Here is a 12,547-nt window from a genome sequence, read left to right on the forward strand (position 1 = left end):
TATTGGTGCGGATATTTGCTCACAATAGGCCTTTCATTTGTCTTATACTTTGCTGCTGCTAGGCGCGATGGAAAACAAGAAGATGGTTGATATTACACTGCTCGATGGGGGTATGGGGCAGGAACTTTTGAAACGCTCGGCTAATCCGGCCCATCCAATGTGGTCGGCTAAAGTACTTCTGGACGAGCCCGGTATTGTTCAATCTGCCCATGAAGACTACATCAAGGCAGGTGCCGACGTTATAACACTCAACACCTACTCGGTGACACCAGAACGACTGCAACGAGACGGCAAGCCAGAATGGTTCAAACCGCTGCAGGCCAAAGCCATCGAGCTTGCCAACGCGGCGCGAGCTAGTGCCGGAAAAAACGTAAGAGTGGCCGGATGCTTACCACCCCTTCGAGCCTCTTACCGGCCTGATCTTTCCCCCGATTTTGAGGACAATCTGCGCCGTTATCGCGAAATTGTAGCCGAACAAAAAGACCATGTAGATTTGATCCAGTGCGAGACCATGGCCTCAATTGCAGAAGCAACTGCGGCCTGTACCGCAGCGGTGGAATCCAGTCTGCCTGTCTGGATTTGCTTGACGGTATCTGATGACGGAAGTCACACGCTGCGTTCCGGGGAGAAGCTTAAAGATGCACTGGACGCGCTGGCTGGCCGCGGTGCCGAGGCCGTTTTGCTGAACTGTTCGATCCCGGAGGCAATCACGGCAAACCTTCCAATTCTCGCGGATCATGGCCTGAGGTTTGGCGCCTATGCCAATGGCTTCACGTCAATCAAAGCACTGGAGCCAGGCGGCACTGTGGATGCTCTGGAGGCCCGTACCGACCTGACACCGGAAAAATATGCAGATCACGTAGACGCCTGGATTGATATTGGCGCAACTATTGTTGGTGGTTGTTGCGAAGTGGGTCCCGCCCATATCGCCGAACTCGCGGCCCGTCTGAAATCATGAACCGCACACTCCGCCCTGTTGTCCGTTGTTAAAACCAACAACCCCACAGTTTTGCTTTCCGTCTTCCCGGTACCGAAAAGACAGCTTGTTTTGGGCCTGGAAGCGGATACCCCAAGCTAAACCATCTCGCAAAACGGCGCGAAATTGACTAGTATCTCGCCCTAAATTGAAATTGACAGCGGGAGCCAACCCGTAACGTGTTGAGGAAAGGTGCCAACCCTATGAGTGAATACACTAAAATTCTCCTTGAAGAAGACGAAATGCCCACGCAGTGGTACAACATTGTCGCCGACCTGCCTGAGCCGCCACCGCCTGCCCTGCATCCGGGCACTCATCAACCGGCGACTGCGGAGGATTTCGCGCCACTATTCCCTATGGCTCTGGTAGAGCAGGAAGTCAGCACCGAGCGCTACATTGATATCCCGGGTGATGTGCTGGATGTTTATCGCCTCTGGCGCCCGTCGCCTCTTTTCCGCGCTCGGCGCCTGGAGAAGCTGCTAGATACGCCCGCCAAGATCTTTTACAAGTATGAAGGCGTTAGTCCAGCCGGTTCGCACAAACCCAATACTGCGGTACCTCAGGTCTGGTACAACGCGCAGGAAGGGATTCGCAAACTCACAACAGAAACCGGAGCCGGGCAATGGGGAAGCTCACTGGCATTTGCCTGCGCTCAGTTTGGACTCGAATGTGAAATTTGGCAGGTGGCAGCAAGTTACCTCGCCAAACCGCACCGACGCACTATGATGGAAATCTGGGGCGGGAAGGTACATCCCAGCCCTTCCGATGTGACCGAGTTCGGCCGTAAGCTGTTAGCGGAAAATCCAGATCACCCGGGCTCATTGGGTATTGCGATTTCCGAGGCTGTTAGCGAGGCGATTGAGGATGAAACCGTTCGCTATGCGCTGGGCAGTGTGCTTAATCATGTGCTGTTGCACCAGACAATCATTGGCGAGGAAGCACTGTTACAACTTGCCAAAGTGGGTGAGACACCTGATGTGTTGGTGGGTTGCACCGGCGGTGGTTCCAATTTTGGTGGGCTTGCCTTCCCATTCCTGCGCGAAAAGCTCGCTGGCAAAATGAGCCCGGTAATTCGTTGTGTAGAGCCCTCAGCTTGTCCGACCTTGACCAAAGGCGAGTATCGCTATGACTTTGGCGATACAGCCGGGCTTACGCCGCTGATGAAGATGCACACACTGGGTCATGGATTTATCCCGGAACCCATTCACGCCGGAGGCCTGCGCTATCATGGTATGGCGCCACTGGTATCGCACGTCTATGAGCTTGGACTGGTGGAAGCTATCGCCGTACCGCAACTCGAGTGCTTTGCAGGTGCGGTAAAGTTTGCTCGCAGTGAAGGTATTGTGCCTGCACCGGAACCGACTCATGCAATTGCCGCTGCCATACGTGAAGCTTTAGCATGCAAGGAAAGTGGCGAAGAGAAAACTATTCTCACTGCGCTGTGTGGTCACGGCCATCTCGACCTTGCCTCCTATGACAGATACATGCGAGGCGAAATGCAAGACCTTGAACTGTCGGACGACCTTATAAAAGCGGCAATGCTCGACGTACCGGAAATTGCCTGATTACTTAATGCTGAAAGATCTGCAAGGATAAAAAAATGAATAAGACTTTAATTGCTACGCCGCTGCCCATGGTTGCAGTGTTTCTGTCGCTGACGGGGACATTGGGCAGCGCCACTGTTGCTTTTGCCCAGACTACTGGCGCCGACCGCATGCTGGAGGAAGTCAGGGTCACAGCGCGACGTCGCGAGGAGGGGTTGCAGGATGCGCCTATCGCAGTGTCAGCTTTTACCGGCGAAAATCTGGCATATCGTGGCATTACAAGGCTTGATCAGATAGAGAAGTTTGTTCCAAACCTCACGTTACAGAATAACCCCAGCTTTGGTGGAGCCTCTAATTCTGCCGCTATCTATCTTCGTGGCGTTGGCCAAAAGGAATTTCTACCAACCTCCGAGCCCGGTGTTGGCCTTTATGTCGACGGTGTTTACATAGCGCGCTCAGTCGGCGCAGTGCTCGATTTGATCGATATAGAACGACTAGAGGTTTTGCGAGGCCCACAGGGAACCCTGTTTGGTCGCAACACGATTGGTGGCGCTATTTCGATCACTACGGTTAAACCTGATATCGGCGGCGAATTTAGCGGTAAAGTAGGCGCTGCTTATGGCACCGATGATCGCCTAAACCTAAAAGGCTCGGTGGATATACCCATCGGCTCAACCGTTGGCCTCAGGGTTTCTGCAGCTTCGTTCCAACAAGATGGCTATGTCGAACGCCAGGACGGCGTTGATTTAGGGGATGACGATACATTGACTGCTCGCCTGGCGTTAGCCTGGGAGCCGAGCGAAAAGCTGCGAGCGGATTTTAGTTTTGACTATACCTCCGACTCAGAACACGGGCCGGCGATGGAGTTGATTGGCATTGACTTTACAGACCTGAGTCAATTGCAGGGTGTGGTCGCGGCACCGCCACCGCCGATGGCGTTTGTTCACAACGTTACTGCAGCAGCGTTAGGCCCGGGCATGCCATGTGCTGCCACAGATGTTAATGGCAACGGTGTCACCTATAACCCCGACAGCCCCAATTGTTACGACAATCGTTACTTGCGTGGCAACGGTCGAAATGGCGGCACTGCGGAAGCCAAATCAGAGACAGATGTGTACGGAATGTCATTGAATCTCAGCTACGAGCTGACGGAAGCACTGACGCTAAAGTCCATTACTGCATGGCGTGATCTCGACTCAGAGTTTGCGCGCGATGGCGATCACTCGCCTCAGCGTATTTCCCAATTTTTCGATGATCTGGAGCAGGAACAGTTCAGTCAGGAGTTCCAACTGCTGGGAGACCACGGTCGGCTTAACTGGATTGCCGGGGCCTACTACTTCAACGAGGAAGGCAAGAACGCAAACATTCTCGACTTTACGGTTTCCAATTTTCGCTCCGGCGGTGAATTCGATAACGAGGCGCTGGCTCTGTTCGCGCAGGCAAGCTATGACCTGACAGATACCTGGCATTTAACACTGGGCGGACGCTATACCGAAGAGACCAAGACCTTTCGTCCCGATCAGGTGATTTTTACCAATTACTATGCGGGTATTAGTCAGGTGGTGCCACCGGGCAACCCCCTGGCTGCGTTAGACGCGCCATTCCTGCAGGCAGGCTCAAGAATTCTTCCCTACGTAGAGAAAGAGTTGGAAATCGACGAATTTACGCCTCTGGCCAATTTGTCATGGGATGCCTCTGATGACGTCATGATCTATGCCACTTACTCGGAGGGCTTTAAATCTGGTGGCTTTACCCAACGAGTTTTTCCACCTATCGTGCCGCCATTTACTGCTCCTCCGGGCACGCCTGATCTCGATCTGATTCCCACCTTTGAGCCAGAATTTGCAGATGTCTATGAGTTAGGCTTCAAGTCGACACTGCTGGATGGTCGCGTTCGTCTTAATGGTGCGATATTCCATACAGATTACGAAGATCTGCAAGTGCAGGTTTTTAATAGCGTAGCGCCAGTGACTGAGAATATTGGTTCTGCTGATATAGATGGCCTGGAGCTCGAGCTGCAGGCGTCGCCGGGTGCTGGCTGGCTGGTTGACGCGACGTTTGCCTGGCTTGATGCTCATTATGACCAGATCGATACAGGACTAACCCTGATCGGTGAGAATTTCGCCTTTGAGCGCGTCCCCGAGTACAGCGGTAGCCTTGGGCTATCTAAAGAGTTTGGCTTGAATGAGTGGGGAACTGTAGTTGTTCGTGGTGACGCCAGCTACCGTGACGACACCTATAATGATGCCTATAACACGCCAATATTGAAGACTGACGCCTACACGCTGTTAGACGCCCGCGTGCGCTGGACTAATGCCGAAGAGAATCTCTCCGTTATCCTCTCCGCCATCAACCTGACCGACGAGGACTACCTGGCTACTGGAGTGTACGGCACTGCGTTTCAAAGCTATGAGGGCATATTCGATCGTGGTCGCCAGTGGTTAGTCGAAGCCCAGTGGAGCTTTTAATATGGCACGTGTGAAGATTGCGAAGCCAAACGCGGTCACAGACCCGGCGGTTGCAGGAATTTTCGAATGGGTCACGCAAATGGAAGGGGCTGTCCCAAACCACTTTTTTGTTGAAATGAATTTTCCCGAATTCTTCCCTGCCAAGCTAGGCGCAACCAAGGTGTTATGGGAGTCGGGTGAACTTTCGATGGAAGAGATTCAGCACGTTGGCATTCTGGTATCCAAGGACAACGGATGCTCTTACTGCACGGCTGCATTCTGCACCATACTTACTCATGGCCTGGGCACGCAGGAGGAGGATGTTAAAACGCTGGTTGAGCAAGGTGTCAGTTCAGTCGAAAATCCGCGTTTGGCAACCTTGCTGAAATTTGCATTACAAGTTAACCGCAGCCCCGCTACCACGACTGACGCCGATGTAAACGCGCTGCGTGAGGCAGGTTTGACTGACAAGGGCATTGTTCAGCTCATTCACCTAGTCAGCGACTTTGGTTCTTACAATCGTCTCAATCTTGCTTTAGACACTGACTACGATTATCGCGATATGTGGCGTGCATTAGCCTCACAAGTATAAGCAATCTGCAGGCAGTAAAAGCGGGGACCCGGCGAAACTCCGCCCACGCAAAAGATAAATTGGGTTATTAACGCTGTAAAAAGTCTTCCAAAGATCCTAAAGCACGCGAGAAGCTGACGGCACAATGGCAAAAATCCGGCTCATCTCATCATCGCTGTAGCAATCCGGGTTATCAAGAAAATGCAGCAGCATATCCAGACTGTCTACGCCCCAGAAGAGTTCTCCTTGCGCAATAATAGTGGGCACGCCAAACACCTTTTCTGCTAGTGCATCGGCACCATTTTCCTGTAGTTCTTGCTTTACGACTGCATTAGCTATTTTTTCTTTCGCCACACTATCACCCCCTTCGAACGCCAGCGCTTCCACGATCGCCGAAAAGCCTTTTGGATCATCCGGCCGATGCCCTCTCACCCAAATGCTGTCGAATATGCTGCTTATGGTCTCAGGGGTGTTACCGGCGGCAATGGTTAAACGCAAGGCAGCCAGCGGGTTAAAGGGATGTGCATCGGGCATACTGAAGGGAATGCCAAACTTTTCAGACAGGTAAACAACCTGTCTATACGTATGCACACGCTTCGCTTCAATCTCTGCTGGTCCTTTTTGACCCCAGTGATTCAATAAGCCTGCAAAAAGAACCGGTCGGTAACGAAGGTCCAGGCGTGAGGCAAACTCCCGATTTTCATCATTGAGCCTTCGCCACATCAGGTAAGCATAAGGCGAGATGTAATCAAAATAGAACGTCGCTTTTATCGAATTAGCCATCAAGAAGCACCTCAAATCAGTTTTTTCGCAATTACCTGCCAACGCTTTCAAACAGGGTAGCCAGACGAAAGAGTCAGTCGCAGGTCAAGCTAGGTTTATTTACCAGGTATTCAGGCGCGCAACATTGAAACGATTGACTGCAGCACTCTCTAAATCTCACATAAACCCTCGCTAAACCCCCACTAATTATACTCTCATGTCGCAAACAGGCTTTGTATTGTCGCCATTTGGTCAGCACTCAATCGCTCCGCTCGCTCGGCCTGCAAACACTCCTTTAGTTCAATCGTATTTTTCACTCCCAGTATGACCGAAGCCACTTTCGAGACACTCAATGCATAACGGTGAGCAAGGCTTGCGGGAGATTCACCCCACTGGTCAGCCAGCCGCCGAAAAGGAGCAGCTCTTACATAGTCTTCGAAATCTTCTGCATCAAAGCCTGACGAATGAGGCTGTCTATCCATCGATGAAGTTAGCGCACCGGCTTGTACAGCTCTAATCGCCAGGATCGGAATATCTTTATGCTGGCATTTTTGTAAAATAATTTTTGGATCGAAGTTTTCTGATACGTAACTGATGGCGCCTGCTGAGTTAAGCGGATTGACGATACACTGAACCGCAGCCGGCCTACATTCGTGATCGAGTGCAGCTAATAACGCTTCCTTTTGCCCTATACCGCCAATGCCCCAGTCGCCGATCTTGCCTTCCTGTTTTAACCGCTCGAAAGCGGGAATAACCTCGTTGAAATAGCAGCTTAATGTAGTCGCGTTTTTTTCTCGGAACTGGTTGTATTTAAACAACTCATAGTCATCTTCAATTAATTGCGAATGCATAAGAAACAAGCTCACTCTTTCTATGTCCAGTAATTTCAAACTGTCGGTTAGCGAGGCATTGATTTTTTCATAAACTTTATGACCTCTCGGCGTACCGATCTGGCATTTAGTGGTTACATACAAACCGTCAGTACTCTTGCCACGCAATGCTTCACCAACGACACTTTCTGCTTCACCATGACCATACATTGGCGCTACGTCTAAATGGTTAATGCCTTGGTCCAAGGCAATTTCGATGGTTTCGAGCACTTGCTCTCTCGAAGTTTCACCCCATATTTGACCAAGGCCTCCGCCGCCTAAGCTTAATGCACTGATGTTTCCAAACGGCTTGAATTTTCTGTATTGCATCGCCAGTTCTCTTTACTAATAATGAGGTTTCAATGTAACGCTTTTCATTGCTGGACATTAGTGTTCGTCGTTACTCCGTACGGAGCGAATTGGACCCAATTTAAAGAAGCACAATTTCACCAAGGACCTATCCAATCTAGCCTGCCGATCGCAGCTGATACCTTTTAAATGGATTACAGTTTCGAGACAATCTAAACCACGTTCGATTATGGCACAAAGCTTATCCTTGAATAGCTGATGTTAGCTGACACTCACCGACGTCACCGATACGGATAGCAAAAAATCTAAAAATGGCTATATTAACTGACTGCTAAGATTCAAAAACAGGGGTGTGTAATGGGGTTCTTTTTATTAATGCTTGCGGCAATTTTTTCCTTGTTCGGAGCATTTTTTCACGGGGTGATTGGTGGGCGCCTCTATCTCGCTAATATCAATCACTCAAGCTTGGACGCGCTGGGCAAATCCTTAAGCTTGGTGAGTTGGCACATGTTCACTATATTTTTGTTTATCGCGGCCATTGCCTTCGCATTGCTTGCCTTCAACCTGATATCGCCCGTGGCAGTTTATCCGCTGATCGTAATCAACGCATTGGGCGCATTGATGTTCCTGTTCTTGGCTTTTGGCAAACATAAACATTTATTGAAAATGCCAGGAGCATACTTAATGGGAACCACCGCGATATGCGGTTATCTAGGCATCACTCTCATATTCTGAGCGGGGTGATAAACGACATTAACCGCTCTGGGCCAGCTCAGCGCATAATCTCAAGTAAGCTAGTCAGTTTACCGATTTTCTGGTTATTCACTGCGCAGTATAACCGCCGTCAATGACCAGATCTGCACCGGTTACAAAGCGCGATTCATCACAGGCCAAATAAACCACGCCATAGGCGACGTCGTCCGGCGACCCCAAAAACCCGATAGGATGTTGGTCGATCAAGCGCTGCGTTTCCTGCTCGGGGTCATCAAAACTCGCAAGGTGGTCATTAAGTAATGCGGTACGAATTACTCCTGGGTTGATGGCATTTACCCTAATCCCGTAGCCTTTCTCTGCGCATAGCAGCGCGGCAGATTTGGTGAAGGATCGCACACCCCCCTTGCTGGCAGTATAGGCAGATAAATTGGCATCGCCAATCATTCCTTCGATAGATGAGATATTGATAATTGAACCGCCACCGGTGTCTTTCATTATGTTGATGGCCGCCTGAGTACCCAAAAAAACACCATTCAGATTAACGTTAATAACTGCATTCCAGTCACTGAGCGCTATGCTCTCAGCATCTCCCCGCTCTGTAATGCCAGCATTGTTCACCAGAATATCCAGTCCGCCACAGCGCGCTTTCACAGCAGCAGTTACCTCTGCCCACTGTGCTGTCTCACTCACATTCAGCGGCTCAAAAAAAGCCTTACCGCCTTCCGAGATTATCTCGTCGACGACTTCGCGTGCGGCCCCTTCGGTGAGATCAGTCACGACCACCTGGGCACCGTGTTTGGCAAGCATTAAAGCGATAGCTCGTCCAATCCCTGATGCTGCACCGGTTACCAATGCGGTTTTATCCTGGACACGTCCCATTATCATCGTATTTTTCCTGGTTTATTATGTGCTTGGTGTTGCCGAGTATAAGGGATTACCCGCTTCAAATATTGGCAAATGAAATGTTCCTGGTCGCAAAAATCTAGCCGCACACTCTACGCCACTGCCCTGCTCCACCTCGCTCTACCAATAGTGCGGATTACTCTTATTTAAATGACTTAACACTTTATGCAGCAGCGCCCAGTCGTCTGCAAGCTGGCCTTGATGCCTCTCCGGGCGAGTCAGCCCTCAAAATCACGACAGTTGCGTTTCAATCGATGGGATCATTTACCTAGTCAGTACTCACACATGCCCCTTGTTTGTAATATACTTCAGGAAAATAAGAGAAAGGTACCTGCTTTGAAAGCGACAATGGTGTGCATGGAAGACGGCATTATTGCGTGCGGATTTCGCAAATTCAGCGGGCATGTTGAGCGCATCATCCCCGACGCCCGATTCTGTTTTGTTTCTACACATCATGTACGGTCATTGACTCGTGCACTCACCGGTAAAACCGGTGCTGGTGGAGATATGCCGCCAGAGGCGGTGGACGAAATGGCCCGTGATCTCGCTGACTCTGATCTTCTGGGGTTTTCCAGCATGAGCGGTTATGCCGATCTGACAAAATCGGTGATTGCCAGGGTAAGAGAGATTAATCCCAAATGCATGATCATCTGGGGCGGTATACATCCTATTATTCATCCGGAGGATGCGATTCTTGCGGACGTCGACGGTATCTGCACGGGTGAGGGTGAGTTTGCATTCGAGCAATTCTACGAATCCTGGATAGCTGGCGAAGACTATACGACAACTTCAAATTTCTGGTTCAAGAAAGACAACACCATCATTCGCAATGGTTTTTTACCACTGCAGACTTCCGAGGAAATGGAGACTTTGGCTTTCGCTCGTCATGGCGGAGAGGAGTTCCTTTATAGGCCCGGTGCAGGCTTTCAGCCGATGACCTTGCACGATAGATTGCTCAGTAACGGTTTGGCATTCAACACGGTGTGGTCAATTGGCTGTCCCTTCAAATGTACCTACTGCGGCAATACCAAATTCATTGAGAACGACGTGGGCTACCGCAAACTGCGCCACCCCAGTGCACGTTATGCGGTCGCTGAGATAAAGGCAGCGCTAGAGGCGCAACCGTATCTGAGCACAGTGTGCTTTCACGATGACAGCTTTATGGCGATACCCTATGACCGGTTGGCGGAGTTTGCCGAAATCTGGCGCGAAGAAGTTGGTATTCCCTTTGCGGTCTATGGCGTCATCCCCAATTATGTGCGCCAGGACAAGTTACAGGTGCTAACGTGGGGGGGAATGAATAGAATACGTATGGGGGTACAAAGCGGCTCAAAACGAATCCTGGACTTCTACCAACGACCAACACCACCTGAAGATGTTTTGGCGGCCTCTATGGTCTGTGCCGAATTTGCCCCCAAGTATCATATTCCCCCTGCCTACGACATTATTGTCGACAACCCCATAGAGACTCGAGAAGATGTCGTTGAAACACTCGAGTTGCTCCATCAATTCGGCCGACCCTTCACGCTAAACATCTTTTCCCTGAAGGCGATTCCCAATACACGCTTGGAGGAAACCCTGCGTGAAGCTGGTGTCAACATTGAGGAAATTTCTGATAATTACGCCCACATCAGGCCGAACTGGGCTAATCTGGTGCTTTACGTGTTAGTGGTCTGGCGACCGCCCCGCTGGTTGTTCGACCGCATGCTAAAACGCGTTCGGAGCAGTTCTGAAGCACAGCCCATGTACCCGGCTACAGCCGCGATACTGCGTGCGCTATACCTTTTCAAGCGTGGCTTTGATCACCTTCGCCACCTTGATTTCTCAACTATTCCCGGACTTCCCGGTTATCTTGCCTGGAAAGTAGGCCTTGTACAGTTTTGGTGGAAGCAAGCGATCCCGAAAATGGCGAAGCCTGCGCGACCTATCCGTCGACGCCGGGAAACTATGGTTGAAGTGGTGGAAGTCACCTGACGATACTTCTAGACGCGCTTCCCCGCAGTAAAAGTAGCTATTGCAATATACGAGTCTGAATCTAAGCTTAGCAGTAGAAAATGTGTCCGTGCGTCTGGCGTTTTATTTTTGCCCCTGCGCGCCCTTAGTATCGCTTGGGAAGTCACTTTGGATAGAAAAACAGCGCTTTCAATAAACAGACGCCTGCTGAACCATTACATATCGGGCACGACAGATGTTGCCCCTGGCGAATTTTCGGTCGGTACCGACATTTTCACTGATCCCAAACTCGCAGAGTTGGAGCGGGCCAAGCTATTTCACGCTACACCACAGCCAGTCGCATTCAGCGGTGAAATTCCTGACCCCGGTTGCTACCTGACGCTAAACATTTTGGATGTACCAGTGCTTTTGGTGCGGGACGATCACGGGAGGTTGTTTGCCTTCATTAATTCGTGCATGCACCGGGGAGCACAGGTAGCCCGAGGCAGCGGCAAAGCCTCGTCGTTAGTGTGTGCGTTTCATGGCTGGTCGTATAAGCATGATGGGACTCTTAAGGGCAGGCCAGAAGCAGATATGTTTGCGACCCGACCGGAGGATTGCTCACTGGCCCGCTTGGCCGTTGCAGAAAAGCACGGGATCGTCGTTGTGGGCTGCTCCGCTGACACTAGCCAACGCGCGGTTGACAGCGCATTGGACGAGATCGGGCTTGAGCTTGAATGCTTGCAGTTGAGGGAATACAAGCTCATTGAGCGCAGGCGCTTTGAAGTCGCGGCAAACTGGAAACTTATCAACGATTTGAGCCTGGAAAGTTATCACTTCAAAACACTTCATCGTGAAAGCGTTGCAAAAATTCTCGCACCAAATGCTGCCGTTGACACTTTCGGTCGTCACAGCCGATGGGCATTTCCCATGAAGTCGATAGCCCGACTGGAACAACTAAAGGAGAGCGAATGGCCGGACTCAGTAGAAGGCTCAGTGACATACACCTTATACCCTGGTGTTATGTTGCTGGTGAACGCCTCCGGCGCTCAGATAATCCGAAGTGAGCCTGGTCATTCACCCGGTTCCTCTGTAGTGACATACGTCGGCATGTACGCACCCCACGGTAGCTTTGATGGGGCATGCGAAGCATTCCGGTTCGGCGGTGATGTTTTTGCAGATGAAGATCTGCCAGTGGCTGCGGAATGCCAACGTGGCATCGAGGCAAGAGGGGGTCGCTACCTGCTGGGAGCTAATGAGCCATTGCTGCAGTTCTGGCACAAGCTGTGGGACTGTCGCAGCGACGAATAACACGGTGGATACCAACGCGGTCAATTCCTCGTCAAATTCTGTGCACAACTGATGTCGAGCAGGGAAAGCCTTGTTATAACACTGTATCCCGTCAGCCACGATGGTACCAAATGACTTGATTTGCTAAGAGAGACTTCTGCTACTTTTAAACTGAAGTACAGGAGCATCATCATGAGCATGTCAAACACCGAAAAGACGGTCAAGGATAT

Annotated in this window: 10 protein-coding genes; 7 read left to right on the plus strand and 3 right to left on the minus strand. The window is 50.8% G+C overall.

Features of this window, described 5'->3' with window-relative positions; translation table 11 throughout:
* The first annotated feature begins 82 nt into the window (after nt 1-82).
* From EYC87_RS18870 to EYC87_RS18885, 4 genes are all read left to right on the plus strand, one after another.
* Nucleotides 83-958: a homocysteine S-methyltransferase family protein gene (locus EYC87_RS18870; protein ID WP_279254267.1), complete on the plus strand. Its 876-nt coding sequence runs from the start codon at nt 83-85 to the stop codon at nt 956-958.
* A 221-nt stretch (nt 959-1,179) separates the two neighbouring features.
* Nucleotides 1,180-2,541, plus strand: coding sequence for a TrpB-like pyridoxal phosphate-dependent enzyme (locus EYC87_RS18875; protein WP_007228958.1), 1,362 nt, complete (start codon nt 1,180-1,182; stop codon nt 2,539-2,541).
* A 35-nt stretch (nt 2,542-2,576) separates the two neighbouring features.
* On the plus strand, nt 2,577-4,988 hold the full coding sequence (locus EYC87_RS18880) for a TonB-dependent receptor (protein WP_279254268.1): 2,412 nt from the start codon (nt 2,577-2,579) through the stop codon (nt 4,986-4,988).
* A gap of 1 nt (nt 4,989) precedes the next feature.
* Nucleotides 4,990-5,559, plus strand: coding sequence for a carboxymuconolactone decarboxylase family protein (locus EYC87_RS18885; protein WP_279254269.1), 570 nt, complete (start codon nt 4,990-4,992; stop codon nt 5,557-5,559).
* A 96-nt stretch (nt 5,560-5,655) separates the two neighbouring features.
* Here EYC87_RS18885 and EYC87_RS18890 read toward each other — a convergent pair whose 3' ends face one another.
* Together EYC87_RS18890 and EYC87_RS18895 are read right to left on the minus strand one after the other, a co-directional pair.
* Nucleotides 5,656-6,372 carry a 2-hydroxychromene-2-carboxylate isomerase gene (locus EYC87_RS18890; RefSeq protein WP_279254270.1) on the minus strand — a complete coding sequence of 239 codons (717 nt, stop codon included), beginning with the start codon at nt 6,370-6,372 and terminating at the stop codon, nt 5,656-5,658.
* Nucleotides 6,373-6,515: 143 nt separating this feature from the next.
* A complete protein-coding gene (locus tag EYC87_RS18895) occupies nt 6,516-7,499 on the minus strand; it encodes an aldo/keto reductase (RefSeq protein ID WP_279254271.1) in 984 nt (327 codons plus the stop codon).
* Nucleotides 7,500-7,835: 336 nt separating this feature from the next.
* Here EYC87_RS18895 and EYC87_RS18900 point away from each other — a divergent pair, with 336 nt between their 5' ends.
* Nucleotides 7,836-8,213, plus strand: a complete 378-nt coding sequence (locus tag EYC87_RS18900; protein ID WP_279254272.1) for a hypothetical protein — start codon at nt 7,836-7,838, stop codon at nt 8,211-8,213.
* 87 nt (nt 8,214-8,300) lie between these two features.
* Here the strand turns inward: EYC87_RS18900 and EYC87_RS18905 are convergent, their stop codons facing one another.
* Nucleotides 8,301-9,077: an SDR family NAD(P)-dependent oxidoreductase gene (locus tag EYC87_RS18905; protein WP_279254273.1), complete on the minus strand. Its 777-nt coding sequence runs from the start codon at nt 9,075-9,077 to the stop codon at nt 8,301-8,303.
* 354 nt (nt 9,078-9,431) lie between these two features.
* On the opposite strand from EYC87_RS18905, the gene EYC87_RS18910 reads away from it, so the two are divergent.
* Together EYC87_RS18910 and EYC87_RS18915 are read left to right on the plus strand one after the other, a co-directional pair.
* Complete coding sequence (locus tag EYC87_RS18910) at nt 9,432-11,069, plus strand: B12-binding domain-containing radical SAM protein (RefSeq protein ID WP_279254274.1); 1,638 nt, start codon at nt 9,432-9,434, stop codon at nt 11,067-11,069.
* Between the two features lie 147 nt (nt 11,070-11,216).
* Nucleotides 11,217-12,338, plus strand: coding sequence for an aromatic ring-hydroxylating oxygenase subunit alpha (locus EYC87_RS18915; RefSeq protein WP_279254275.1), 1,122 nt, complete (start codon nt 11,217-11,219; stop codon nt 12,336-12,338).
* Nucleotides 12,339-12,547: the final 209 nt, after the last annotated feature.

It is taken from the genome of Candidatus Seongchinamella marina, from assembly GCF_026262685.1.
Lineage (GTDB): Bacteria > Pseudomonadota > Gammaproteobacteria > Pseudomonadales > Halieaceae > Halioglobus > Halioglobus marinus.

Coding starts and splice junctions, on each gene's coding strand:
- EYC87_RS18900 (WP_279254272.1), top strand. CDS start 7,836: ATGGGGTTCTTTTTATTAATGCTTGCGGCAATTTTTTCCTTGTTCGGA.
- EYC87_RS18870 (WP_279254267.1), top strand. CDS start 83: ATGGTTGATATTACACTGCTCGATGGGGGTATGGGGCAGGAACTTTTG.
- EYC87_RS18905 (WP_279254273.1), bottom strand. CDS start 9,077: ATGATAATGGGACGTGTCCAGGATAAAACCGCATTGGTAACCGGTGCA.
- EYC87_RS18880 (WP_279254268.1), top strand. CDS start 2,577: ATGAATAAGACTTTAATTGCTACGCCGCTGCCCATGGTTGCAGTGTTT.
- EYC87_RS18885 (WP_279254269.1), top strand. CDS start 4,990: ATGGCACGTGTGAAGATTGCGAAGCCAAACGCGGTCACAGACCCGGCG.
- EYC87_RS18875 (WP_007228958.1), top strand. CDS start 1,180: ATGAGTGAATACACTAAAATTCTCCTTGAAGAAGACGAAATGCCCACG.
- EYC87_RS18895 (WP_279254271.1), bottom strand. CDS start 7,499: ATGCAATACAGAAAATTCAAGCCGTTTGGAAACATCAGTGCATTAAGC.